The 22,059-nt window shown below is 62.7% G+C and carries 25 protein-coding genes and 2 riboswitches; of the genes, 14 read left to right on the top strand and 11 right to left on the bottom strand.

Translation table 11 applies throughout. The annotated features are described in order from the left end of the window. Window positions 1-133 precede the first annotated feature (133 nt). From cysG to ACU5AZ_RS01175, 5 genes are all read left to right on the top strand, one after another. A complete protein-coding gene (gene cysG, locus ACU5AZ_RS01195; protein ID WP_446824261.1) occupies window positions 134-1,588 on the top strand; it encodes a siroheme synthase CysG in 1,455 nt (484 codons plus the stop codon). Next, window positions 1,588-1,902 (top strand): DUF2849 domain-containing protein, encoded by a 315-nt coding sequence (locus tag ACU5AZ_RS01190; RefSeq protein WP_446824260.1) that lies wholly within the window; start codon window positions 1,588-1,590, stop codon window positions 1,900-1,902. Before cysG ends, ACU5AZ_RS01190 begins: the two co-directional genes overlap by 1 nt. A gap of 8 nt (window positions 1,903-1,910) precedes the next feature. Further along, on the top strand, window positions 1,911-3,581 hold the full coding sequence (locus ACU5AZ_RS01185; RefSeq protein ID WP_446824259.1) for a nitrite/sulfite reductase: 1,671 nt from the start codon (window positions 1,911-1,913) through the stop codon (window positions 3,579-3,581). Between the two features lie 11 nt (window positions 3,582-3,592). Next, the gene (locus ACU5AZ_RS01180) at window positions 3,593-4,105 is read left to right on the top strand and encodes a DUF934 domain-containing protein (RefSeq protein ID WP_446824258.1); all 513 of its coding nucleotides are present in this window, start codon (window positions 3,593-3,595) and stop codon (window positions 4,103-4,105) included. Between the two features lie 237 nt (window positions 4,106-4,342). Beyond that, the gene (locus tag ACU5AZ_RS01175; protein ID WP_446824257.1) at window positions 4,343-5,155 is read left to right on the top strand and encodes a ferredoxin--NADP reductase; all 813 of its coding nucleotides are present in this window, start codon (window positions 4,343-4,345) and stop codon (window positions 5,153-5,155) included. 54 nt (window positions 5,156-5,209) lie between these two features. Here ACU5AZ_RS01175 and ACU5AZ_RS01170 read toward each other — a convergent pair whose 3' ends face one another. The 4 genes from ACU5AZ_RS01170 to ACU5AZ_RS01155 form a co-directional block, all read right to left on the bottom strand. Beyond that, on the bottom strand, window positions 5,210-5,857 hold the full coding sequence (locus tag ACU5AZ_RS01170; protein WP_446824256.1) for a GntR family transcriptional regulator: 648 nt from the start codon (window positions 5,855-5,857) through the stop codon (window positions 5,210-5,212). Between the two features lie 189 nt (window positions 5,858-6,046). After that, window positions 6,047-6,901 (bottom strand): sterol desaturase family protein, encoded by an 855-nt coding sequence (locus tag ACU5AZ_RS01165; protein ID WP_446824255.1) that lies wholly within the window; start codon window positions 6,899-6,901, stop codon window positions 6,047-6,049. 20 nt (window positions 6,902-6,921) lie between these two features. Continuing rightward, window positions 6,922-7,194, bottom strand: coding sequence for a cysteine rich repeat-containing protein (locus ACU5AZ_RS01160; RefSeq protein ID WP_446824254.1), 273 nt, complete (start codon window positions 7,192-7,194; stop codon window positions 6,922-6,924). Between the two features lie 88 nt (window positions 7,195-7,282). After that, on the bottom strand, window positions 7,283-7,591 hold the full coding sequence (locus ACU5AZ_RS01155; protein ID WP_446824253.1) for a hypothetical protein: 309 nt from the start codon (window positions 7,589-7,591) through the stop codon (window positions 7,283-7,285). 186 nt (window positions 7,592-7,777) lie between these two features. Here ACU5AZ_RS01155 and ACU5AZ_RS01150 point away from each other — a divergent pair, with 186 nt between their 5' ends. Both ACU5AZ_RS01150 and ACU5AZ_RS01145 read left to right on the top strand, forming a co-directional pair. Continuing rightward, window positions 7,778-8,497: a response regulator gene (locus ACU5AZ_RS01150; protein ID WP_446824252.1), complete on the top strand. Its 720-nt coding sequence runs from the start codon at window positions 7,778-7,780 to the stop codon at window positions 8,495-8,497. Next, a complete protein-coding gene (locus ACU5AZ_RS01145; RefSeq protein WP_446824251.1) occupies window positions 8,494-9,846 on the top strand; it encodes a sensor histidine kinase in 1,353 nt (450 codons plus the stop codon). Before ACU5AZ_RS01150 ends, ACU5AZ_RS01145 begins: the two co-directional genes overlap by 4 nt. Window positions 9,847-9,851: 5 nt before the next feature. On the opposite strand, the gene ACU5AZ_RS01140 is transcribed toward ACU5AZ_RS01145, so the two are convergent. From ACU5AZ_RS01140 to ACU5AZ_RS01120, 5 genes are all read right to left on the bottom strand, one after another. Then, window positions 9,852-10,190 carry a flagellar basal body rod protein FlgC gene (locus ACU5AZ_RS01140; protein ID WP_446824250.1) on the bottom strand — a complete coding sequence of 113 codons (339 nt, stop codon included), beginning with the start codon at window positions 10,188-10,190 and terminating at the stop codon, window positions 9,852-9,854. A gap of 163 nt (window positions 10,191-10,353) precedes the next feature. Next, the gene (gene gcvP, locus ACU5AZ_RS01135; RefSeq protein ID WP_446824249.1) at window positions 10,354-13,218 is read right to left on the bottom strand and encodes an aminomethyl-transferring glycine dehydrogenase; all 2,865 of its coding nucleotides are present in this window, start codon (window positions 13,216-13,218) and stop codon (window positions 10,354-10,356) included. Next, window positions 13,218-13,580 (bottom strand): glycine cleavage system protein GcvH, encoded by a 363-nt coding sequence (gene gcvH / locus ACU5AZ_RS01130; RefSeq protein WP_446824248.1) that lies wholly within the window; start codon window positions 13,578-13,580, stop codon window positions 13,218-13,220. Before gcvH ends, gcvP begins: the two co-directional genes overlap by 1 nt. Before the next feature lie 28 nt (window positions 13,581-13,608). Further along, window positions 13,609-14,748 carry a glycine cleavage system aminomethyltransferase GcvT gene (gene gcvT, locus ACU5AZ_RS01125; RefSeq protein ID WP_446824247.1) on the bottom strand — a complete coding sequence of 380 codons (1,140 nt, stop codon included), beginning with the start codon at window positions 14,746-14,748 and terminating at the stop codon, window positions 13,609-13,611. A 67-nt stretch (window positions 14,749-14,815) separates the two neighbouring features. Beyond that, window positions 14,816-14,904: riboswitch (glycine riboswitch) on the bottom strand. Beyond that, window positions 14,905-14,992, bottom strand: a riboswitch (glycine riboswitch). A 210-nt stretch (window positions 14,993-15,202) separates the two neighbouring features. Continuing rightward, complete coding sequence (locus ACU5AZ_RS01120) at window positions 15,203-15,481, bottom strand: hypothetical protein (protein WP_446824246.1); 279 nt, start codon at window positions 15,479-15,481, stop codon at window positions 15,203-15,205. 205 nt (window positions 15,482-15,686) lie between these two features. Between ACU5AZ_RS01120 and ACU5AZ_RS01115 the strand changes: the two genes are divergently transcribed. From ACU5AZ_RS01115 to queC, 7 genes are read left to right on the top strand one after another with little or no spacing between them, the layout of a single operon-like run. Continuing rightward, on the top strand, window positions 15,687-16,220 hold the full coding sequence (locus ACU5AZ_RS01115; RefSeq protein ID WP_446824245.1) for a flavodoxin domain-containing protein: 534 nt from the start codon (window positions 15,687-15,689) through the stop codon (window positions 16,218-16,220). Window positions 16,221-16,261: 41 nt separating this feature from the next. Further along, entirely contained in the window at window positions 16,262-16,639 is a 378-nt protein-coding gene (crcB, locus tag ACU5AZ_RS01110) for a fluoride efflux transporter CrcB (protein WP_446824244.1), read from the top strand. 20 nt (window positions 16,640-16,659) lie between these two features. After that, window positions 16,660-17,649, top strand: a complete 990-nt coding sequence (locus ACU5AZ_RS01105) for an RluA family pseudouridine synthase (RefSeq protein ID WP_446824243.1) — start codon at window positions 16,660-16,662, stop codon at window positions 17,647-17,649. Window positions 17,650-17,652: 3 nt separating this feature from the next. Then, the gene (locus ACU5AZ_RS01100) at window positions 17,653-18,321 is read left to right on the top strand and encodes an HAD-IA family hydrolase (RefSeq protein ID WP_446824242.1); all 669 of its coding nucleotides are present in this window, start codon (window positions 17,653-17,655) and stop codon (window positions 18,319-18,321) included. Next, window positions 18,314-19,102, top strand: a complete 789-nt coding sequence (locus ACU5AZ_RS01095; RefSeq protein ID WP_446824241.1) for an ATP12 family chaperone protein — start codon at window positions 18,314-18,316, stop codon at window positions 19,100-19,102. Before ACU5AZ_RS01100 ends, ACU5AZ_RS01095 begins: the two co-directional genes overlap by 8 nt. Window positions 19,103-19,146: 44 nt before the next feature. Beyond that, window positions 19,147-19,602 (top strand): hypothetical protein, encoded by a 456-nt coding sequence (locus ACU5AZ_RS01090; RefSeq protein WP_446824240.1) that lies wholly within the window; start codon window positions 19,147-19,149, stop codon window positions 19,600-19,602. Window positions 19,603-19,641: 39 nt separating this feature from the next. After that, the gene (gene queC / locus ACU5AZ_RS01085) at window positions 19,642-20,343 is read left to right on the top strand and encodes a 7-cyano-7-deazaguanine synthase QueC (protein ID WP_446824239.1); all 702 of its coding nucleotides are present in this window, start codon (window positions 19,642-19,644) and stop codon (window positions 20,341-20,343) included. Window positions 20,344-20,360: 17 nt separating this feature from the next. On the opposite strand, the gene ACU5AZ_RS01080 is transcribed toward queC, so the two are convergent. Together ACU5AZ_RS01080 and fghA are read right to left on the bottom strand one after the other, a co-directional pair. Beyond that, a complete protein-coding gene (locus ACU5AZ_RS01080) occupies window positions 20,361-21,098 on the bottom strand; it encodes a hypothetical protein (protein WP_446824238.1) in 738 nt (245 codons plus the stop codon). A gap of 111 nt (window positions 21,099-21,209) precedes the next feature. Beyond that, window positions 21,210-22,043 (bottom strand): S-formylglutathione hydrolase, encoded by an 834-nt coding sequence (fghA, locus tag ACU5AZ_RS01075; protein WP_446824237.1) that lies wholly within the window; start codon window positions 22,041-22,043, stop codon window positions 21,210-21,212. Window positions 22,044-22,059 lie beyond the last annotated feature (16 nt).

Genomic DNA, 22,059 nt, shown 5'->3' with positions numbered 1-22,059 from the left:
CGGTCACTTTTGCTCAAAAGGCAGGGTCTTGGAGCAAAGAAATATACGTGCTGGAAGGCCGATGAATTTCTGTTCCTTCATTTCGGCGCGGCGAAAAGCGATAGTGCGGCCAATATCGAGGAGTATAGGGCGCATGGGCGCAGCCAGAGACAAACTTGCCGTATTTCCAGCCTTCTTCCGCGTTGCGGACGAAGTCGCTGCCGTATTCGGCAATGGTGACGAGGCCTACGCCAAGGCGCGTCTGCTGGCCAACACGCAGGCCCGCATCGTCGCCTATGCGACCGATCCCGAACCGGACTATGCGGCTTTCCTGGCGACAAATGGCTTTGAGGTGATCGCGGAAGCGTTTTCTCCCGAACAGCTTGACGGCGCAAAGCTGGTCTTCGCCGCGACCGGCGATGCCGCCCTTGACCGGCACATCGTGACCGCGGCGCGCACGGCGAAAATCCCGGCGAATGCCGTCGACCAGCCCGATTATTGCGACTTCTTCACGCCGGCTCTCGTCAACCGCGCGCCGGTGGCCGTTGCCATCGGCACGGAAGGCGCCGGCCCGGTTCTGGCGCAGATGATCCGTGCCCAGGTCGACCAGATGCTGTCGCCGTCGCTCGGCAAATTGGCCCGGCTGGCAATCGACTACCGTTCCGCCGCCGAACGCATGACCGAGAAGGGCTCCGCTCGTCGCGGCTTCTGGCGCAACTTCTTCTCCGGCGCCGTCGCGCGTGCCGTCGAGCGTGATGATATTGCGGACGCCCGCCGCGAAGCCACGCAGCTCCTGCTGCAGTCGCGAGGGCAGGAGCATGGTCATGTGTCGCTCGTCGGTGCCGGTCCGGGTGCCGTCGATCTGCTGACGCTTCGCGCCCAGCGGCTCATGATGCAGGCCGACGTCATCGTCTTCGACGCCCTGGTGCCGCAGGCGATCGTCGACATGGGCCGCCGTGACGCGGAGCGCATTTCCGTCGGCAAGCGCAAGGGCTGCCATTCGAAATCGCAGGACGAGATCAACGACCTGCTGGTCGAACTCGGCCGCGAAGGCAAGCGCGTGGTGCGTCTGAAATCGGGCGATCCGCTGGTCTATGGCCGCGCGGCGGAAGAAATGGCCGCGTTGCGCGAAGCGAAGATCTCCTACGAGGTCGTCCCCGGCATCACCTCGGCCTTTGCCGCCGCCGCCGATTTCGAACTGCCGCTGACACTGCGCGGCGTCGCCTCGTCGCTGATCTTCACCACCGGTCACGACCTGACCGGCGATGTGCTGCCCGACTGGGCTTCGCTTGCCGTGTCCGGCGCGACCATTGCCGTCTATATGGGGCGCACGGTCGCCGCCTCCGTCGCCGGGCGTCTTATGAAGGCGGGCCTCTCCGCCGAGACCACGGTTGCCGTGATCGAAAACGCCAGCCGCGACGACCGCCGCCTGCTGCATGGCACGCTCGCCGACCTGCCGGGGCTGGAAGCGCGCGACGATCTGACCGGCCCGGTCATGGTGGTCATCGGCGACGCGGTCGCCGGCGCCAATTTCGACCATTCCGAACCTCTGGCCGTGGGCCGCGCGCCGGCCCCGAAAGCCGCCGAATTTTCTGCAAGGAGTGCATGATGACCGACAAGGTTTTGACCGCCAACCGTCTTGGCGACGGTATCGCCGTCTGGTTGACGGCCGCCGGCGAATGGAGCGAGAAGCTGCAGGACGCCCTCGTTGCCCGCCATGCCGAGGCCGTCGAAGCGCTTGAAGCGATCGGCAAGCGCGACTATGCCGGCAACAAGGTGGTCGACGTCAATGTCATCGATGTCGAGGAAGTCGACGGCGCCATCCGTCCGCAGCGCCTGCGCGAGCGCATCCGAGCCGCCGGGCCGACCATGGAATATGCCGCCGGCTATCAGGCCGCCGACCCCAAATTCATTGCCGTTTGAGGATAGACATGTACCGTTACGACGAATTCGACCACGCCTTTGTCGCCGAGCGCGTTGACCAGTTCCGCGACCAGGTCGGGCGCCGCCTCTCCGGTGAGATATCGGAGGATGCCTTCAAGCCGCTGCGGCTGATGAACGGCGTCTATCTCCAGCTGCACGCCTACATGCTGCGCGTTGCCATTCCCTACGGCACGCTCAACTCGAAGCAGATGCGCATGCTGGCCCATATCGCCCGCAAGTATGACCGCGGCTATGGCCACTTCACCACCCGCCAGAACATCCAGTACAACTGGCCGAAACTGTCTGACACGCCGGATATCCTTGATGAGCTGGCCTCCGTCGAGATGCACGCGATCCAGACGTCCGGCAACTGCATCCGCAACGTGACCGCCGATCATTTCGCCGGTGCTGCCGCCGATGAGGTTGCCGATCCGCGGCCCTATGCCGAAATCCTGCGCCAGTGGTCCTCCGTTCATCCGGAGTTCTCCTTCCTGCCGCGCAAGTTCAAGATCGCCGTCACCGGTGCCGAGCGCGACCGCGCCGCCATCCAGGTCCATGACATCGGCTTGCATCTGAAGAAGAACGACAAGGGCGAGCTCGGCTTTGCCGTCTATGTCGGCGGCGGGCAGGGGCGTACCCCTATGATCGCCAAGAAGATCTGCGACTTCCTGCCGGAAGAGGATCTCCTGACCTACACGACGGCCATCCTGCGGGTCTACAACCTGCATGGCCGCCGCGACAACAAGTACAAGGCGCGCATCAAGATCCTCGTGCACGAGACGGGCACCGAGGAATTGAAGGCGCAGGTCGAGGCCGAGTTTGCCAACCTGAAGGACAGCGAACTGAAGCTGCCCGACGCCGACGTGCAGGCGATCGCCGCCTATTTCGCGCCGCCGGCACTCGCCGAGCGTCCGGAAGGCTGGGCCAATCTCGCCGCCTGGAAGAAGGCCGATCTGGCATTCGCCGAATGGGTCGGCCAGAACGTCCATCCGCACAAGCATCCGGATTATGCTTCCGTGACGATTTCGCTGAAGCCCATTGGCGGCATTCCGGGTGACGCCACGGATGCGCAGATGGAGGCTGTCGCCGACATCGCCGCCGAATACGCATTCGACGAAATCCGCATCAGCCACGAGCAGAACATCATCCTGCCGCATGTGGCGATTGCCGATCTCGAAGCGGTATACCGCGCGCTGGTCTCCGACGGGCTGGCAACCGCCAATGCCGGCCTGATCACCGATATCATTGCCTGTCCCGGGCTGGACTACTGCGCGCTCGCCAATGCGCGCTCCATTCCGCTGGCCCAGGAACTCTCGACCCGCTTCGGCGCGTCCGAGCGTCAGGCCGACATCGGTGAGCTGAAGATCAAGATCTCGGGCTGCATCAATGCCTGCGGCCACCACCATGTCGGCCATATCGGCCTTCTGGGCGTGGAGAAGAAGGGCACTGAACTCTACCAGATCACCCTTGGCGGCTCGGGCGACGAAAACACCTCGATCGGCGAGATTATCGGTCGCGGTTTTGAGCCGGAGAAGGTGACGGATGCGGTCGAGACGATCGTCGACACCTATCTCGGCCTCAGGCAGTCGAAGGAGGAAACCTTCCTTCAAGCCTACCGCCGCGTCGGTGCGCAGCCCTTCAAGGATGCGCTCTACGGCAACGAAGCCAAGGCAGCCTGAGGAGAGCGATGATGACGAAAATCTGGAAGGAAACCGGCTTCGTTGAAAACGATCCCTGGGTGATCGAGACCGAAGAGGTCAAGGCGGACGGTAGCCGGAAGGCGATCCTGCCGCTGGACGCCTTTGTGGCAAAGGTCGAGGACAGCAACGAGACCGGCCTTGGCGTTCTGATCCGCCCGGCCGACGACGTGACCCGGTTAGAGCCCTATCTCGGTCGTATCGCTCTGGTAGCCGTCGAGTTCCCGGCCTTCAACGATGGCCGCGCCTTCAGCCATGCGTCGCTGCTGCGCGATCGCCTCGGCTACAAGGATGAGATTCGCGCCGTTGGGGACGTGCTGATCGATCCGCTGGCGCTGATGCTGCGTGTCGGCATCGACAGCTTCGCCGTTACCAATGCGACGGCGCTCAAGCGGCTCGCCGAAGGACGCATTCCGGGGATCTCGCTGCATTACCAGCCGGCAGCTCGGGAAGCTGCCAATCCCGGCAGCTACAGCTGGCGGCGCGGTGCCAAACCGGCTGCTTGATATAGGGAAAGTTCTATATTTTATTCCCGTATTGATGGAAATCAAGGAACACGCGGTCGGCCGCTGAGATGATCGGCGGCCGACGGCAAAGACCGGCGCACCGAAGCGGTGTTTTCACGCCGAATGCATATTTCGCCGTGCGCCTTTGCGTTGAAATGCGTTGCCTTCCATTTTGCCGCTGTTTGTAATATTCGCCTACCGACTGCAATAAATCGACTTTGAGGATCGAAGAGACCGATGAACGCGCCCGCTAAAGCCGAGAATTTCGCCCCCGCCATACCGGACGGCGTCTACGCGGAAAAAGTCCTGAGTGTCACGCACTACACCGACCGTCTTTTCCGCTTCTCGATGACGCGCCCCGACGGTTTCCGGTTCCGTTCGGGCGAGTTTGCCATGATCGGTCTGATGGTCGGCGAAAAGCCGATCTACCGTGCCTATTCGATCGCGAGCCCGGCCTGGGCGGAAGAGCTCGAGTTCTTCTCGATCAAGGTTCCGGACGGCCCGCTCACGCAGCATCTGCAGAAAATCGTTCCCGGCGATACCGTGCTGATGCGCAAGAAGCCGACCGGCACGCTGGTTCTCGACGCACTGGTTCCCGGCAAGCGTCTCTACATGTTCTCGACCGGCACGGGCATCGCGCCCTTCGCCAGCCTGATCCGCGATCCGGAAACCTATGAGAAGTTCGATGAGGTCATCCTGACCCACACCTGCCGCGAGGTTGCCGAGCTGAAATACGGCTTCGATCTCGTCGAGGAAATCAGGAACGACGAACTCCTGAGCGAGATCGTCGGCGACAAGCTGAAGCATTATGCGACGGTCACCCGCGAGGATTACCCCTTCCAGGGCCGCATCACCGACCTGATCGAGAGCGGCAAGCTGTTTTCCGATCTGGGCGTTCCGCCGCTGGATCCGGCGATCGATCGCGGCATGATCTGCGGTTCCGCCGCCATGCTGAAGGACACCAAGGCTGTCCTGGAAAAGGCCGGCCTGACCGAAGGCGCCAACAACAAGCCGGCGGAGTTCGTGATCGAGCGCGCGTTCGTCGGCTGATCCCGGCAAGGGGCCATGGATATCAAAGGCGGTCTTCGGGCCGCCTTTTTTGTTTCAGTTCGATGCCGCCAGCGGGGGCTGTTCGGCGATCAGCGTGGAGAGGAGCGTCGCCATTGCCACCTGTGCCTCGTGCGGCAGGGACCTCTGTATGGCGTTGATGACCGCGACGTGCAGCGAGATCGCGCGCTTCATCCTTTCCGGAGTTGCCGTCGAGAACCAGATGCGCCGGGCATGGGTTTGCAGCGGCGCCAGTGCGCCCGTGAGGAACTGGTTGGGGCAGGTCTTTTCCATGATGGTGTCGAAGCGCTTGTCGGCATTCAGGAACATCTCGACATCGCCGCTGGCCGCCGATGCAGTCATCTGCTGGGCACAATCGACGATGGCGGCGCGCTGGATGCTGTTGGCATACTGGGCCGTCAACCGCGCGGCGATCGGCTCCAGCTGCAGGCGAACGTCCATGATCTTGGCAAAATCCAGCTCGTCTATCGCCCGGATCTCCATGCCCGCGCGGGGGCGAATGATGATCAGGCCCTGCCAGGCGAGCCGCTGGATGGCCTCGCGGACGGGTGTCCTGCCTTGTCCGGCAATGTCGATCAGGCGCTTCTCATTGACGGAAGCGCCTGGCGGCAGCCGAAGGGTGACGATCTGATGTTCGAGCGCCAGATAGGCTTTCGTGCTGAACGATTCCAGTGAATCGGGCATGTATTACTCCGCGATATATTGTATTGCTTTGCACGCGTTATTCCACGGCGCAATATCATTGATATATCAGTCGAAGTTTTTAACATGTAGAGTTGTATTTTCTGAATTTTTCTCCCTAAACTTGATTTCGAGTGTCAACTTGATGGCGCGGCAGGGCTCACCTTTCCAGGCAGCCCTGCGAAGCCTAGGTCATGCCGCGTCGCGGTTCGGCTTCCGCTTCATGCTGAAGACCGCTCGGAATGCGGCGGCGGCGGAGCGGCTGGCGACGGCGTCTTTCAGGATCGCCATCCATTCGTGGAAAAGAATGGTCAACGGGTTGTTGCTCTTCATCTCGACCGCCTTCAGGCCGAAGCGCAGCGGCTCGTTCTGCGGCGCCTCGGCATAGGTGCCGAACATCCGGTCGAAAATGATGAAGACGCCGCCAAAGTTCTTGTCCAGGCATTCCGTATTGGACGCGTGGTGGACGTGATGGTGCTTGGGCGTGTTCAGGACATATTCCAGCGGCCCGAGGTCGGGGGCATGCGCCGGGTGCAGGAACAGCTGGTAGATGAGGCCGAGTGCCAGCATGCCGTAGATGACCAGCGGCGAAAAGCCGATCAGCACCAGCGGTGCGTAGAACAGGAAGCCCCCCGCGACATGTCCGCCGATACCAAGGCGCACGGCGGCGGTCAGGTTGAGCCGCGTCGGCGAATGATGGACGCTGTGGCTGGCCCACAGCAGACGCACCTTGTGCATGGCGTAATGGTGCCAGTAGTAGCAGAGATCCGTGAGGAAGAACGCCGCCACCAGCGCTGCCGGATTGCTTGCCGGAATGTCGAACAGCGCGAACTGGTGAAGCCAGATCAGCGGCAGGGCGGTGATGCCCGCCGACAGGGCGCCGACGGTCTTGTTGATGACGGCGATGGTCAGGGACGCCGCCGTTTCCTTGAGATCGTGCGTGTCCTCGTCCGATAGCCAGCCCGAGATGAATTCGACGAGCATGGCGACGCCGGCGACGGCCGCGATCGGCCAGGGATGGGTGAAGAAATCGCTGAGGTGCTGCATGGTGCTTACTCCATTGGTCGTCAGTTGCCGGCGGGCGCAGGCATGCTCTTCAGAGTGTCCGCCTGGTCGCGATACGGCTCCGCAGCCGCGATGCAGCCCGCGGAGACCTTGCTTTGCTGTGTCTTCAGGCAGGCGAGGATGCGCCCCTCGCCAGGCTCAACGGTCGGGCAAAAGGCCTGGATGTCCGCCTTGCAGGCGTTCATGACCTTCATGAGTTCGAAATAGCCGGGCTGTGCGGCGCCGGCGGATGTTGCGAGAAGGCAAATGGTCGTGGCGGCGAGAACGCTTCGCATTGTGTGTCTCCGGGTGGCGATACGGATCCGGTCCGGCTGCGGAGAGAGCTGCTGCCGGACCGGAGACTTCCCGCTGGGGTGGGACGAATTAGCGGGAAATCGTCGAGGAACGGTTCACCTGACCGCCATTGGGGCCGGTGACCGTCGAGTTGCGGGTGCAGCTCTGCGTGGCCGGATTGCAGGCGGTGGCGCTGTTGCGGGTCGCGGTCTGGCCGTAGCGGCCGGTATAGGTGCCGGAGGAGCTGCAGTTGTAGCCGCTGCAGCTGCCGCTGCCGGAGGAGTGGACACTGCCACCATAGGGACCTGTCGTCGTCGAGTTGCGGGTCCAGGCATTGGCGTCTGCGACGGCAGCAAGCGAGAGCGTGGCGGTTGCTGCGGCAATCAGAAGGGCTTTCATGATATTATCTCCATTGATTGTTTGCGCCGGCTGTCCGGCTTGACGAGATGGAGAATGAGGCCCGTATGTCTTGCGCGTATCACCGGCAGGCAGGGTTTTGTCGAATGTTGTCTCCGGCGTGTAACAGTGTGTAACAACGGCGGGCGGCCACTTGCGAAACGCATTGCGCTGGAAAATGATGGCGCCATGAACACGTCTGGTCTCGACATAGTGATGGTGGAGGACGATCCGGAGGTGAGGCGTCTCGTCGGCGCCTTCCTCGAGCGGGAGGGCTTTGCCGTGCGGGCCGCCGGCGATGGTCGCGAGCTCGATGCCATTCTCGCCGCAACCGAGCCGGATCTGATCGTCCTCGACCTGATGCTGCCCGGCGAGGACGGCCTGTCGATCTGCCGCCGCTTGCGGGCGACATCGGCCGTGCCCATTCTCATGCTGACCGCGAAGAGCGACGAAATCGACCGCATTGTCGGACTGGAGGTCGGTGCCGATGATTACCTCGCCAAGCCCTTTGCACCGCGCGAGCTGCTGGCGCGCATCCGCGCGATCCTGCGCCGCGCCAGACCGCGGACACCGGAAGACCGGCCGAACCGCTGCGCCGTCGATGCATTCCTGGTGGACTTCGACAGCCGCAGCGTGGAAACCGTCGACGGCACGCCGGTCGTGCTGACCAGCGCCGAGTTCGACCTTCTCGCCTGCTTCGCCAAGCGTCCGCGCCGGGTCTTGAGCCGCGAGACGATCCTCGACTGGGTGCATGGCCGCGATGCTGATCCGTTCGACAGGTCCGTCGACATGCTGGTGTCGAGACTGCGCAAGAAGCTCGATCAGCATGGCGGCAGTCCGAACCTGATCACGACGGTCAGGAACAGCGGCTACATGCTGACCGCCAGGGCCGTCTCGGAGGTCTCGTGACACGCTTTCTTCCTAAGCCGCGGTTCGTGGCGATTGCCGCGCTTGTCGTGATCATTCTCTGGATTGCCGTCGCAGCCGTCCTCTACATTGCAGCGATCCGCCGACAGCCGCCGCCGGTCTCCCCGCTGCGGTTTGCCGCCATAGTCCGCCTTGCCGAAACTCTGAACAGCGAGGGCAGGGCGGATCTCGCGCGCTTCGTCGGTGAACCGGGTGTGACGCTGCAATTCGAGCCCGGAAACACGCTGCTGAAGGAGGCGCCGCCGACACCGGATCTCGGCGCGCTGACGTTTGCCGCCTACGCCATGCGCGTTGCGCCGCGGGCGATCGAGATCGTCACGCCCCAGCCCGACGGCATTCGCCGGATCGCCCCCCGTTTCCTCCTTCGATATCCGCCGATCGCGATCTTTCGCGTCGCATTGCAGACCGGCGACACGCTGACGATCACCGCCAGAAGTCCGCTCCTTTCAAACGTGTTCGCCGTGCCGCCCGGCATTCTTGCCGGTCTTGTAGGCTCGCTGCTTGCCCTTGTGGTGCTCTTCGGTGTTGTACGCGCGACCCGCTCCCTGGAACACCTGGCGGATGCGCTCGACCGCACCGACCTTTCCGGGACGCCCGAGAGGTTGCCGCCCTACCGTGGCTTCAGCGGCGAGGTCGGCAGGCTGGTGGAGGCCTACAACCGCCTGCAGGACCGTCTGACGGTTCTGCTTCAGAACCGCATGGCGCTGATCGGCGGCATATCGCATGATGTGCGGACCTTCGCGACGCGGCTGCGCCTGCGGCTGGATGCGATCGAGGACGAAGCCGAGCGCGAAAGGGCGGCTGCCGATATCTCCGACATGATCCGCCTTCTTGACGATGCGCTGATTGCCTCGCGCATCGGCGCCGGTGAATTGACGGAAGAGCTGGTTGATGTCCGCGAGATCCTTGCCCAGGAATTCGTGGCGCGTCGCGAAGCTGGAGCCGCGATCGACATGTCGCTGGACGGTGATGACGAGGATCCGCTGCAGATCCTGGGAGATCGGCTCGCTGTGCGCCGCATCATCGCCAACCTCGTCGACAATGGCCTGAAATACGGACAGAAGGTGCAATTGTCTGGTGGCGTCAAGGACGGCAATGTGACGATCGTCGTGGAGGACAACGGCCCCGGCATTCCGGCGCACATGCGCCAGGCGGTCATGGAGCCGTTCTTCCGCCTCGAGGCCTCGCGGAGCCGGGAAACGGGAGGAGCCGGTCTCGGCCTCGCCGTGGTCAAGGCGCTGACGGAAGGACTGGGAGGGACGATCTCGCTCGGCTCTGCGGCGGGCGGCGGTGCGCGCTTCGTTGTGCGTCTGCCGGAATTCAGCGTCTGAGGATTTTAGGCCTGCTCGTCGTCGTCCCGATTGATGGTCAGCAGCACGTCCCACATGTCGGCGCCGGCCTCGAAGACCGATGCATTGGCCTTGTAGCTGGTTTCGGCTTCCATCATGTCGAGCATTTCGGTGCCGAGATCCACGTTGGAGGAGCCACCTTCCGTGGCGTCACTTTCGGTTACGGTGGTGATGACGCCGCCGCCCTCCGTCGTCGAGGAAGAGGCGTTCATCCGGCGATAGCCGGGCGTGTCCATGTTGGCGACGTTCTGGGCGGTCGCGCCGAGACGGTTGGTGCTCGCCAGCATGCCGGACATGGCCACGTTCATCATACCGGAAAGACCCATTTCGCAAACCTCACATTCAGATCGGCGCAGTCTTGCATGGCGGACTTAGCAAAGGCTGAAGGGGCAATGTCACCAAAGGGTGAATAAGGCAAGCCGGATGTGCCAGGCTGAAACAGAAACGGCCCGCCAGGGGGCGGGCCGTCTCCAGAGCATGCGACTGACCTTACTCGGCGGCTTCGGCGTAGGCCTCAACCGGTGGGCAGGTGCAGATCAGGTTGCGGTCGCCATAGACGTTGTCGACGCGATTGACCGGCGGCCAGTACTTGTCGACGCGGAAGGCGCCGGGCGGGAAGCAGGCCTGTTCGCGCGAATAGGGCCGGTTCCACTCGCCGACGAGGTCTTCCACCGTGTGCGGCGCGTTCTTCAGTGGGTTGTCGGTCTTGTCCATTCGACCGTCCTCGATGGCGCGAACCTCGTCGCGGATTGCCAGCATGGCATCGCAGAAGCGGTCGAGTTCCGCCTTGGTCTCCGATTCCGTCGGCTCGATCATCAGCGTGCCGGCGACCGGCCAGCTCATGGTCGGTGCATGGAAGCCGCAATCGATCAGACGTTTTGCAACATCGTCGACGGTTACGCCGGTGCTGTCTGCCAGCGGCCGCGTGTCGATGATGCACTCGTGCGCCACCCGTCCGTTCTTCGACGTGTAGAGCACGTCGTAGGAGCCGGCGAGACGCGCGGCGATGTAGTTGGCGTTGAGGATTGCGACCTTGGTCGCCTGCGTCAGGCCTTCGCCGCCCATCATCAGGCAGTAGCTCCAAGAGATCGGCAGGATGGACGCCGAACCGAAGGGAGCCGCCGACACCGCGCCGGAGCGGCCGTCGGTCGCCTCGTGGCCCGGCAGATGCTTGGCCAGATGCGCCTTTACGCCGATCGGACCCATGCCCGGTCCGCCGCCGCCATGCGGAATGCAGAACGTCTTGTGCAGGTTGAGGTGGCTGACGTCCGAACCGATGTCACCGGGGCGTGACAGGCCGACCATGGCGTTCATGTTGGCGCCGTCGAGATAGACCTGGCCGCCATGCTGGTGGGTGATCTCGCAGATCTCCCGCACCGTTTCCTCGAACACGCCATGCGTCGACGGATAGGTGATCATGCAGCAGGAGAGGTTCGCCGAATGCTGCTCGGCCTTCGCCCGGAAGTCCTCCATGTCGACATCGCCATTCTCGGTCGCCTTGACCGGGACAACCACCATGCCGGCCATCTGCGCCGAGGCCGGGTTGGTACCGTGCGCCGATGTCGGAATGAGGCAGATCGTGCGGTGCGCCTCGCCATTGGCGACATGGTAGTCACGGATGGTGAGAAGGCCGGCATATTCGCCCTGCGCGCCGGAATTCGGCTGCATGGAGATCGCGTCGTAGCCGGTGATCGCGCAGAGCTTGTCGGAGAGATCATCGATCATCGCCTTGTAGCCCTCGGCCTGATCCGCCGGGACGAAGGGATGCAGGTCGGAGAATTCCGGCCAGGTGATCGGCAGCATCTCCGCGGTCGCGTTCAGCTTCATCGTGCACGAGCCGAGCGGGATCATTGACCGGTCGAGCGCCAGGTCGCGGTCGGCGAGGCGGCGCATGTAGCGGGTCATCTCGCTTTCGGCGCGGTTCATGTGGAAGATCGGATGCGTCAGATATTCGCTCTTGCGCAGCTGTCCCTTCGGCAGCCGGTATTCCGGCTGGAAGTCGCCGATCTGGAACTTGCCGCCAAAGGCGCGCCAGACGGCTTCCAGCGTTGCCGGACGCGTCCGTTCGTCGAGGCTGATGCCGATCTTCGTCGTACCGACCTTGCGCAGGTTGACGCCTTCGGCGACGGCGGCGCGCAGGATAAGCCCCTGCATGTGGCCGACCTCGACGGTCACCATATCGAAGAAGGTCTCGGGTTCGACCGCGTAGCCGAGCTTTTCAAGGCCCTGCACCAGCCGGACGGTCTTCAGGTGAACGCCCTGCGCGATCGCCTTCAGTCCCTTCGGACCGTGGAAGACCGCATACATGGACGCCATGACGGCGAGCAGCACCTGCGCGGTGCAGATGTTCGACGTCGCCTTTTCGCGGCGGATATGTTGTTCACGGGTCTGCAGCGACAGGCGGTAGGCGCGGTTGCCGCGCGCATCGATCGAGACACCGGCAAGGCGGCCCGGCATGGAGCGCTTGTAGGCGTCCTTGACCGCCATGTAGGCAGCATGCGGTCCGCCATAGCCCATCGGCACGCCGAAGCGCTGGGTGCTGCCGACGGCAATGTCGGCGCCCATTTCACCCGGGGGCTTCAGGAGCGTCAGTGCCAGGATGTCGGCGGCGACGATGGCGATCGCATTCTCCGCATGCAGGCTGGAGATCGCGTCGCTGAAGTCGGTCAGGTGGCCGTATGTGCCGGGATACTGGAAGATCGCCCCGAAGACGTCCGCCGGCACGAGATCCTTGGCCGGGTTGCCGACGACGACCGTCCAGCCGAGCGGTGCGGCGCGGGTCAACAGCAGTTCGATGGTCTGCGGGTGGCAGTTCTCGTCGGCGAAGAACGTGTTGGACTTCGATTTTGCCACGCGCTTGGCCATGGCCATCGCTTCGGCCGCTGCAGTCGCTTCATCGAGCAATGAGGCATTGGCGACGTCGAGCGCCGTCAGGTCCGACACCATGGTCTGGAAGTTGATCAGCGCTTCCAGGCGGCCCTGGCTGATTTCCGGCTGGTAGGGCGTGTAGGCCGTGTACCAGGCGGGGTTCTCCAGGATATTGCGCTGGATGACCGGCGGCGTGATGGTGCCGTAATAGCCCTGGCCAATGAGCGAGACCAGGACCTTGTTGCGGTTGGCCGTGTCGCGCAGCGTGTCGAGCGCTTCCCGCTCGGTCATCGGCGGTGCCCATTTCAAGGGCTCCTTCAGTCGGATCGCGTCGGGCACGGTGGCGTCAATCAGCGCATCCAGGCTGTCGAAGCCGATCGTCTTCAGCATCGACGCCATTTCATCGGGGGAGGGGCCGATGTGGCGGCGGTTGGCGAAGTCGTAGGGCTGATAGTCCGTGAAGGTGAATTCGGTCGGCGTATCCATTATCCGACAAGCTCCTTGTAGGCGGCTTCGTCGAGCAGGGCTTCGGCGTCGGAGGGATTGGCAAGCTTCAGCTTGAAGAACCAGCCGTCGCCCTGGGGCGCGGAATTGACCAGCGACGGATCGTCGGCGATCGCCTGGTTGACCTCGACGATTTCGCCGTCGAGCGGGCAGTAGACTTCCGAGGCCGCCTTGACCGACTCGACCGTTGCCGCGTCATCGCCCTTCGAGAAGCTGGCGCCGACATCCGGGAGTTCGACGAAGACGAGATCGCCAAGCTGTTCGGCGGCGTGCTGGGTAATGCCGACCGTCGCGACGTCGCCTTCGATCTTCAGCCACTCGTGTTCTTCGGTAAATTTCAACATGGATCAATCCTTCTGGGAAAAGTTCAGGTCAGCGCTTGTAGGAGGAGGGGGTGAAAGGCATTGCCGTGACGGTGACGGGAAGGTACTTGCCGCGCACTTCGGCGAAGATCTCCGTGCCCTCGGCGGCATGGCTGGTCGGCACGTAGCCCATGGCGACGGGACCCTCGACGGTCGGGCCGAACGTGCCCGAGGTGACTTCGCCGAGTTCCGTCTGTCCGGCGTCATCGGCATAGAGTTTGGTATGCGCGCGGATCGGCGCGCGGCCTTCCGGCTTCAGGCCCACCCGGCGGCGGGTGGCACCCTCGTCGAACTCGCGCAGGATACGGTCGGCGCCGGGAAAGCCGCCGGCGCGCGCACCGCCATTGCGGCGCACCTTCTGGACGGCCCATTCGAGCGCTGCTTCCACCGGGGTCGTCGTCTGGTCGATATCGTTGCCGTAGAGGCAGAGACCGGCCTCCAGCCGCAGCGAATCGCGCGCGCCAAGCCCGATGAACTGGACGTCGGGATGCTCCAGCAGCTGGATGACCACCGATTCGGCCTTGTCGGAGGGGACGGAGATTTCGAACCCGTCTTCGCCGGTGTAGCCGGAGCGGGAGATGATGCAGTCGGTGTCGTGCAGGTCGCCGCCGCGCACATCCATGAACCGCATCGAGGCGACGTCCGGACAAAGCTCCGACAGCACCTTCTCGGAAAACGGTCCCTGCAGCGCGATCAACGAGCGGTCTTCCAGCATCTCGACAGTGCAGCTGTCGCTGATCCCGGCCTTCAGATGAGCGAAATCCTGCGCCTTGCAGGCGGCATTGACGACGAGGAAGAAGTGGTCGTCACGATTGGCGATCATCAGGTCGTCCAGAATGCCGCCGCCGTCGCTGGTGAACAGCGCATAGCGCTGGCGACCGGGCTTCAGGCCGAGGACATCGACCGGGACGAGGCTTTCGAGCGCCAGCGCCGCCGTTTCCATGTTGCCGTCCTTCGGCGTCACGCGGATCTGGCCCATGTGCGAGACGTCGAACAGGCCGGCGGCCGTGCGCGTATGCACGTGTTCCTTCAGAACGCCGAGCGGGTATTGCACCGGCATGTCGTAGCCGGCGAACGGCACCATGCGCGCACCGGCGGCGCGATGGAGCGAATGCAGGGATGTTGTCGATAGGGTTTCGGTATCCGACACTACAGGGCCTCCAGGTTCTTGCGCGAACGCCGCGCGAGCGCGTTGACGGCATGCGCCGCCTCCAAGTCGCGCCCCCTCTGTCCTTTGGCCTGAGATTGTTATCCCTTCGGCGCGCAACGGCCTTTTCAAGCCGTCATTCTCTCCAGAGTCCTTAGTGGCCCGCCGCTGGTCCTTTGGCCTGAGAGTTTCCGGGGCGGTTGCTCCTTCGGCACCGGATCGAACCGGCTTCTCCCAACGGGGTCGCGTCCATTATCGGGGAGACGGTGGGATTGGCAAGGCCTCCATGGCGTTTTCGGACAAATATTTGTCGTAGAGGAATTGCCCTGGGGGAATGGCGCTGCGATGCCGTTGGAAGCGATCGGGAATACCAGAGGGGAACGCTCGGGTTCGGGAACGAAAAAGGCCGCCATGCGCGGCGCGCGGCGGCCATCCGGAGTGTTGCGGTCGAGGAGATTTATGCTTCCGCGTCTTCGTATGCTTCTTTCGCCTCCTGCAGCGTGACCTGCGGCGGTACTTCTTCGTTTCCTGCGGTCAGGAAGAACAGCGCAAGCGCCGGCGGCTGGATCACGTTGACGATCGCGCGCAGCTGGAAATCCCCGCTTTCCAGGGCTTCCTTGGCAAATGCATTGACACTTTCCTCGACAAAACTGCTGCGTGGAACCTTGATCGGCGGTTTGTTTGCCTCGCTCACATATGCAGCTGTGTTTGCCGAAACAGTCAGAACCTGGGCCATGTCCATATCCGCTTCGATTACACTTGATATGAAGGCTAGCAAATATACGTATCGCGACCGTGAATATAATCAGTTGTATTTAAGTATAATTTTATTTATACATAAGTTTCTGTTTTGACTTGTTTTTCGAGGCGGTTGACGTACGTCAAATGTCCATGCGGCGGCCTGCAATATCCTTGCTTCAATCAGATGGAGGTAAGCTCTGATGAAGATTGTCGTTGGATATGTGAGCGTCGAAGGCCAGACCCGGCGGATCGCGGGCGAGATTGCCGCGCATGTCGAGAATGCCGGCCACGCCGTCGGCATCATGAACATTGCCGAGATGCCCGAATACACACTGGAACGGCCCGATCGCATCATCCTGTGTGCGCCGATCCATGCCGGGCGCTATCCGTCCGCTTTCGTCGATTTCGTGCACAGGGAGGCCGAATGGCTGAACGCGGTGCCGAGCGCCTTCGTCTCCGTCACCCTCTCGATCATCAGCGACGATGCCGGGGAAAGGGCGGCGGCGCGGCATTATCCGCGGCAATTGCTGGCGGAAACGGGGTGGACGCCGCGGGCGATCCATGATGCCGCGGGCGCATTGCGCTACACCGAATATGACTTCTTCAAGCGTTGGATGATGAAGCGCATATCGAAGGCCGAAGGCGGCCCGGTCGATACCGCGACGGATCATGAGTTTACCGATTGGGCAAAGCTCTACGAATTTGTCGACGCCTTCCTTGGCGGCGTTGCCTAAAAGCGCTTGGAATCCCCGCGTCCGTAGACTAAACGGGGGCGATGACACACATACTTCTCGCCGCTCTTGGCGGCGCATTCGGCTCCGTTCTCCGCTACCTTGTCGGTAACTGGACATTCCGGCTGTTCGGCCCCAGCTATCCGTGGGGGACGATGACGGTCAATGTCGTCGGTTCCTTCGTGATCGGCCTGTTTGCCGAACTGGTGGCGCGCAAGCTCAATTCCTCACCGGAACTGCGGGTGTTGCTGATCACCGGCTTTCTCGGCGGGTTCACGACCTTTTCAGCCTTCTCCCTCGATGCGTTCACGCTCTACGAACGCGGCGAGCTGGCGCTGGCCGGCGTTTATGTCATCGGCAGCGTCGTGATTTCGCTGTGCGCCGTCTCCGGTGGCCTGATGCTCGGCCGTGCGGTCTTTTGAGGGAACGGAGAGAGACGATCATGGCGGGAATTGAACATATCAAGGTAGACCAGGACGAAACGGGCATGCGCCTCGATCGCTGGTTCAAGATCCACTTTCCGGGCCTCGGCTTCGGCCAGCTGCAGAAGCTGCTGCGCTCGGGTCAGGTTCGCGTCGATGGCGGTCGCGTCAAGACGGATACCCGCGTCCAGCCGGGACAGATGGTGCGCATTCCGCCGCTCGACGTCGATGCGAAGGACAAGGGCCGGCCGGTCTCCGGGAAGGATCTGAAACACTCCGGCGACGGCGAACTGCTGGCCCGCATGCTTCTGCACGAGGATGACAAGGTCTTCGTTCTCAACAAGCCGGCGGGTCTGGCCGTTCAGGGCGGATCGGGCGTCACCCGGCACATCGACAAGATGCTCGATGCCTGGACCAACCAGCGGGGGGAAAAGCCGCGGCTCGTCCACCGGCTCGACCGCGACACCACCGGCGTCCTGGTGATCGCCCGCACGCGCGGCGCGGCGCAGAAGCTGACCGCCGCCTTCCGCGAGCGCGACACCAAGAAGACCTACTGGTCGCTCGTCAAGGGCGTGCCGCGCAAGCGTGACGACAAGATTTCCACCTGGCTGGTCAAGGAAGCGACGCCGGACGGCGACCGCATGCGGATCGCCAAGCACGGCGAGGATGGGGCTGATCACGCCGTGTCCTACTACCGCGTCGTCGACACGGCGGCCCAGAATCTCGCCTGGCTGGAGATGGAGCCCTACACCGGCCGGACGCACCAGCTGCGTGTCCACGCCCTCCATATCGGTCACCCGATCATCGGCGATCCGAAGTATTACGTCGACGACCCGAACTGGGATTTCCCCGGTGGCGTGCAGAAGCGCCTGCACCTGCATGCGCGCCATATCGACATACCCCATCCGAACGGCGGCCGGCTGCGTGTCACCGCACCGCTGCCGCCGCACATGGTCCAGACCTGGAACCTTCTCGGTTTCCCCGTGGACGGACCGGAAGACGAGGCCTGAGCCATGAAGCTCGTTCTTTTCGATTGCGACGGGACGCTGGTCGACAGCGGCGCGCTGATTCATGAGGTGATGGCCCGCACGTTCGAAGCATTCGGTCGTGAGCGTCTGGAAATTGCCCGTACGCGGTCTATCATCGGTTTGACGCTGGACATCGCCATTGCACGGCTGATCGGTAACGAGCACGTCGACGAAGAGGCGCTGCGGATGACCGCGCATTACAAGTCGATCTTTGCGGACGTGCGTCGCGAGCCGGGCTTCCAGGAGCCGATGTTCGAAGGAATTGCCGACCTTCTCTCTGCGCTTTCGGCGGAAGAGGACCTGTTGCTCGGCGCCGTCACCGGAAAGTCGCGGCGCGGCCTCGAGGTTATCATGGACACCCATGGCCTCCGCCAGCATTTTGTCGTTTCCCGTACTGCCGACGATTGCCCGTCCAAGCCGCATCCGGCGATGGTGACCGAGTGCTGCGACCAGATGGGCGTGCGCCCGGCCGATACGATTGTGATCGGCGACGCGATCTATGATATGCAGATGGCCAAGGCTGCGGGCGCTTCCGCGATCGGCGTTTCCTGGGGCTACGAGACGGTCGACAAGCTCATCGACGCCGGCGCGGATCGCATCGCGCTGAAGCCGACCGACCTGACGACACATGTATTCGAGACTGCCTATGCGTGATTTCATTTCCGACATTTCGACCCATCAGAAGGATCCGTCGAAGATCGCCCAGGAAGGCCAGAAGCAGCAGCTTCCGAAGCGCTTCTACAAGGAAGCGACCGTCGAGGCTGGTGATGACGGCGCCTTCCGCGTTCTGCTCGATGGCCGACCCGTCAAGACACCGGGTCGTGCGAGCCTGGAGGCGCCGACGCCGGCTCTGGCCGAGCTGATGGCGGCCGAATGGAACGCGCAGGGCGAGGTCATCGATCCGTTCACGATGCCGGTAACCCGTCTGGTCAACACCGCGATCGATGGCGTCAGAACCGACCCGCAGGCGGTGCACGAGGATATCCTGCGGTTTTCCTCCAGCGATCTTCTCTGCTACCGCGCCGGCGAGCCGGAGCGGCTTGTCGAGCGGCAGGCCGAACACTGGGATCCGGTCATCGACTGGGCCGCCAATGTGCTGGGCGCCCGGTTCATTCTGATCGAGGGGATCATGCACCAGGAGCAGCCGCGCGAGGCGATTTCCGCCTTCGCCGTGACGCTCCGCAAATACGACGATCCCCTGGCCTTGGCTGCACTGCATTCCATGACGACGCTCACGGGATCGGCGATCCTGTCGCTGGCGCACGCGGAAGGCGCATGGACGCTGGACGAGGTCTGGACTTTGGCCCATCTTGACGAAGACTGGACCATCGAGCACTGGGGCGAAGACGCGGAGGCGAAGGCCCGCCGCGACAAGCGCTTCGAGGAAATGCGCGCCGCCTCGCAGGTCTTGTCTGCATTGGCGGCACAGGGCTGAATTTTTCGGGCGACAGATTGGACAGGGGCAGGTTGATGGCTGGGATGACGAAGATTTTGCGAATGATGGGCGCGGTTTTGGCGGTCTGTGCGGCGCTGGCAGCCTGCACGCTTCTGCCCGACCAGAACAACCTGCGCTCCAAGGGATATAATGTCCGTCAGGTCGCGGTTCTCGGTGCCGCCAACGTACCGCTGGTCATCGTCGACCGGGTGAACAAGCAGCTGCAGCAGTCGATCGCCGCGACCCGTTATGACGATGTACGCCCGCGTGTCGTCATCACCGTCAATATCCTCAAGGTCCAGAAGGACATGGGGATCCACAAGACGGATAACATCGCTTCGGTCCTGGTCAAGGCGACCTATGTCGAAAACGGCGTCCAAGCGGGCGAGGGCGGTTTCGAGGTGTCGACGCAGGCGCTCGACTCGGATGTCGCCGATCAGGCGCTGGCGGAGAAGATCGCCGGTCGCGTCCGCTACCTCTTCGGTCTCGCTCACCCCTGATCGCGCCAAGCCGCGATCCTCCAAAAGTCTGGATTTAGCATGCAGGGAAAAGCACTGGTTCTGTTCTCGGGCGGTCAGGATTCGGCTACCTGCCTCGCCTGGGCGCTGGAAAATTTCGATGCGGTCGAAACCGTCGGCTTCGACTATCGCCAGTCGCATTCGGTCGAACTTGATGTGCGCAAGACCTTTCTCGCCGAACTGCGCGACGCCTTTCCGCACTGGTCGGAGAAGCTCGGCGAAGACCACATGATCGACATGGGGCTGCTCGGCGCGATCTCTGAGACCGCGCTCACCCGCGACATGGAAATCGAGATGACCGAAGCCGGCCTGCCGAACACCTTCGTTCCGGGCCGCAATCTCCTGTTCTTCACAGCCGCCGCCGCCCTCGGCTATCGCCGCAAGGCCCGCCATCTCGTCGGCGGCATGTGCGAGACGGATTATTCCGGCTATCCGGATTGCCGCGACGATACGTTGAAGAGCCTGCAGGTCACCCTGACGCTCGGCCTCGACAGCCGCTTCGTCGTCCATACGCCGCTGATGTGGATCGACAAGGCCGAGACCTGGAAGCTGGCGGCGGAGCTCGGCGGCGAAACGCTGGTCGATCTCGTCCGCCGCGAAACGCACACCTGCTACAGGGGCGATCGCACGGCCCTGCACGCCTGGGGCTACGGCTGCGGCGCATGCCCCGCCTGCGAGTTGCGCCGCACCGGCTGGGAACGCTACCGGGCCGAGGCCTGCTGAGCCGTCTTGCCGAAGAGCTAGTCGGTCGTACCTCTTCTGCCGAACTGGCCGGGCTTCCGAGGAATTGAAGGCTGCCTCACAGGCGCGGTCTGTGGCTTTCCGCCGAGGAAGTCGAAATTGCCGCCGGTGGGAATGACCGCTAGCGCTATCATTGACAGATAGAATGCGACGCTGGTCGCCTGCAGGACCAAGGTGGGCAATACGGGCGCGAAATGTCGGGGTGCGAAGAACAGCGCAAGAACGAACACGGACACGATCTGTGTCCAGCCAATATCGCGAACACGACCCGTCACCATGTAAAGCAGACCTACGACGGTTACCCCGGTCATTGCGATCACTGCCCAGAAGTAAATCGCTTCGTAGATGCTCCGGTTTATGACATGGCCCGCCAAACCGGGAGGTGGAGCAGGGGAGTTCGTGTTCATCGTGGCGACGTCTTCCATGAGTCTCGCCTTGAACTCGGCCTCGCTCATCTTTCCGTCGGAGCGCACAAAGTCCTCCTGTGCCCGCAACATCAGAGGCATATCTTTAGGCTGACGCCCATTCGAAAAACGCTTCGAAGTCTCGACAGCCTTCCAGTGCTCAGCCTGCTCGGGAGAAAGCGGGGTGGGCGCCATCAGTGCAGCAGACTCTTGATCCTGCAACTGCACCATGAACTTCTCGACCGGTGCCTTGGCAAAATCAAAAGCTGCCAGCAATACGAAAAAGGCAATGAACCAAGCGCGGCCCAGCCTATTTCCTGAAAACAAAGACATGCATATCCCCAACCCTAATCAAAATTCCATGCAACCTTGCATAGAAAAATGAACAGGAGATATCCGAGAAGACTAAAATTACTATCTTGGGTAATCAATGCCGCTTGGCGATCACTTGAGCCGCTCGGCGTGCCACCTGAGGTGGTCGTCCATGAAGGTCGAGATGAAGTAGTAGGAATGGTCGTAGCCCTCGCGCATGTTGAGCGTGAGCCTGATATCCGTGCCCTTGGTCGCCTCTTCGAACAGCCATGGCTTCAGCCCGTTCTCGAGAAAACCGTCTGCCTTGCCCTGGTCGATGAGGAACTCGGGAAAGCGGGCGCCGTCCTCGACCAGCGCGCAGGCGTCATACTGGCGCCAGGCGGAGCGGTCGGACCCCAGATATTTCTCAAGACCCGGCTCCGACCAGAAGGATGTCATGGGATTGACGATTGGGGCGAAGGCCGAGCACGACTTGAAGCGGTCGGGATTTTTCAGCGCGATGGTCATCGCACCGTGGCCGCCCATCGAGTGTCCGAATATCCCCTGGCGGCTCATATCGGCCGGGAAGTTTTCGGCGATCAGGGCCGGCAGTTCCTCAGTGATGTAGCTGTACATCCGGTAGTGCCTTGACCACGGCTCTTCGGTTGCATCGAGATAGAAGCCTGCGCCTTTGCCCATCTGCCAGTTGTCCGCCTCGTCGGCGACGTCGTCACCGCGCGGGCTCGTATCCGGGCAGACGATGATCAGTCCCAGCTTGGCGGCGAGCCGGCGGTATTCGCCCTTCTCCATGACGTTCGCATGCGTGCAGGTGAGACCCGAGAGATACCAGAGCACGGGACGAGGGCCGTCCTTGGCCTGTGGCGGAACGAAGACGGCGAAGGTCATGTCGCCGCCGCAGGCTTCGGATGCGTGCGAATAGACGCCCTGCTTGCCGCCGAAGGACAGGTTTTCGGAAATGGTCTTCATGGGGAAACTCCGGTGA

The organism is Rhizobium sp. PAMB 3182, assembly GCF_052908355.1.
This window is presented reverse-complemented; position numbering and strand designations above follow the sequence as displayed.

Excerpts from the sequence above, each read along its gene's own strand:
- cysG (WP_446824261.1), top strand. The coding sequence starts at position 134 with ATGGGCGCAGCCAGAGACAAACTTGCCGTATTTCCAGCCTTCTTCCGC.
- ACU5AZ_RS01190 (WP_446824260.1), top strand. The coding sequence starts at position 1,588 with ATGACCGACAAGGTTTTGACCGCCAACCGTCTTGGCGACGGTATCGCC.
- ACU5AZ_RS01185 (WP_446824259.1), top strand. The coding sequence starts at position 1,911 with ATGTACCGTTACGACGAATTCGACCACGCCTTTGTCGCCGAGCGCGTT.
- ACU5AZ_RS01180 (WP_446824258.1), top strand. The coding sequence starts at position 3,593 with ATGACGAAAATCTGGAAGGAAACCGGCTTCGTTGAAAACGATCCCTGG.
- ACU5AZ_RS01175 (WP_446824257.1), top strand. The coding sequence starts at position 4,343 with ATGAACGCGCCCGCTAAAGCCGAGAATTTCGCCCCCGCCATACCGGAC.
- ACU5AZ_RS01170 (WP_446824256.1), bottom strand. The coding sequence starts at position 5,857 with ATGCCCGATTCACTGGAATCGTTCAGCACGAAAGCCTATCTGGCGCTC.
- ACU5AZ_RS01165 (WP_446824255.1), bottom strand. The coding sequence starts at position 6,901 with ATGCAGCACCTCAGCGATTTCTTCACCCATCCCTGGCCGATCGCGGCC.
- ACU5AZ_RS01160 (WP_446824254.1), bottom strand. The coding sequence starts at position 7,194 with ATGCGAAGCGTTCTCGCCGCCACGACCATTTGCCTTCTCGCAACATCC.
- ACU5AZ_RS01155 (WP_446824253.1), bottom strand. The coding sequence starts at position 7,591 with ATGAAAGCCCTTCTGATTGCCGCAGCAACCGCCACGCTCTCGCTTGCT.
- ACU5AZ_RS01150 (WP_446824252.1), top strand. The coding sequence starts at position 7,778 with ATGAACACGTCTGGTCTCGACATAGTGATGGTGGAGGACGATCCGGAG.
- ACU5AZ_RS01140 (WP_446824250.1), bottom strand. The coding sequence starts at position 10,190 with ATGGGTCTTTCCGGTATGATGAACGTGGCCATGTCCGGCATGCTGGCG.
- gcvP (WP_446824249.1), bottom strand. The coding sequence starts at position 13,218 with ATGGATACGCCGACCGAATTCACCTTCACGGACTATCAGCCCTACGAC.
- gcvH (WP_446824248.1), bottom strand. The coding sequence starts at position 13,580 with ATGTTGAAATTTACCGAAGAACACGAGTGGCTGAAGATCGAAGGCGAC.
- ACU5AZ_RS01120 (WP_446824246.1), bottom strand. The coding sequence starts at position 15,481 with ATGGCCCAGGTTCTGACTGTTTCGGCAAACACAGCTGCATATGTGAGC.
- ACU5AZ_RS01115 (WP_446824245.1), top strand. The coding sequence starts at position 15,687 with ATGAAGATTGTCGTTGGATATGTGAGCGTCGAAGGCCAGACCCGGCGG.
- crcB (WP_446824244.1), top strand. The coding sequence starts at position 16,262 with ATGACACACATACTTCTCGCCGCTCTTGGCGGCGCATTCGGCTCCGTT.
- ACU5AZ_RS01105 (WP_446824243.1), top strand. The coding sequence starts at position 16,660 with ATGGCGGGAATTGAACATATCAAGGTAGACCAGGACGAAACGGGCATG.
- ACU5AZ_RS01100 (WP_446824242.1), top strand. The coding sequence starts at position 17,653 with ATGAAGCTCGTTCTTTTCGATTGCGACGGGACGCTGGTCGACAGCGGC.
- ACU5AZ_RS01095 (WP_446824241.1), top strand. The coding sequence starts at position 18,314 with ATGCGTGATTTCATTTCCGACATTTCGACCCATCAGAAGGATCCGTCG.
- ACU5AZ_RS01090 (WP_446824240.1), top strand. The coding sequence starts at position 19,147 with ATGACGAAGATTTTGCGAATGATGGGCGCGGTTTTGGCGGTCTGTGCG.
- queC (WP_446824239.1), top strand. The coding sequence starts at position 19,642 with ATGCAGGGAAAAGCACTGGTTCTGTTCTCGGGCGGTCAGGATTCGGCT.
- ACU5AZ_RS01080 (WP_446824238.1), bottom strand. The coding sequence starts at position 21,098 with ATGTCTTTGTTTTCAGGAAATAGGCTGGGCCGCGCTTGGTTCATTGCC.
- fghA (WP_446824237.1), bottom strand. The coding sequence starts at position 22,043 with ATGAAGACCATTTCCGAAAACCTGTCCTTCGGCGGCAAGCAGGGCGTC.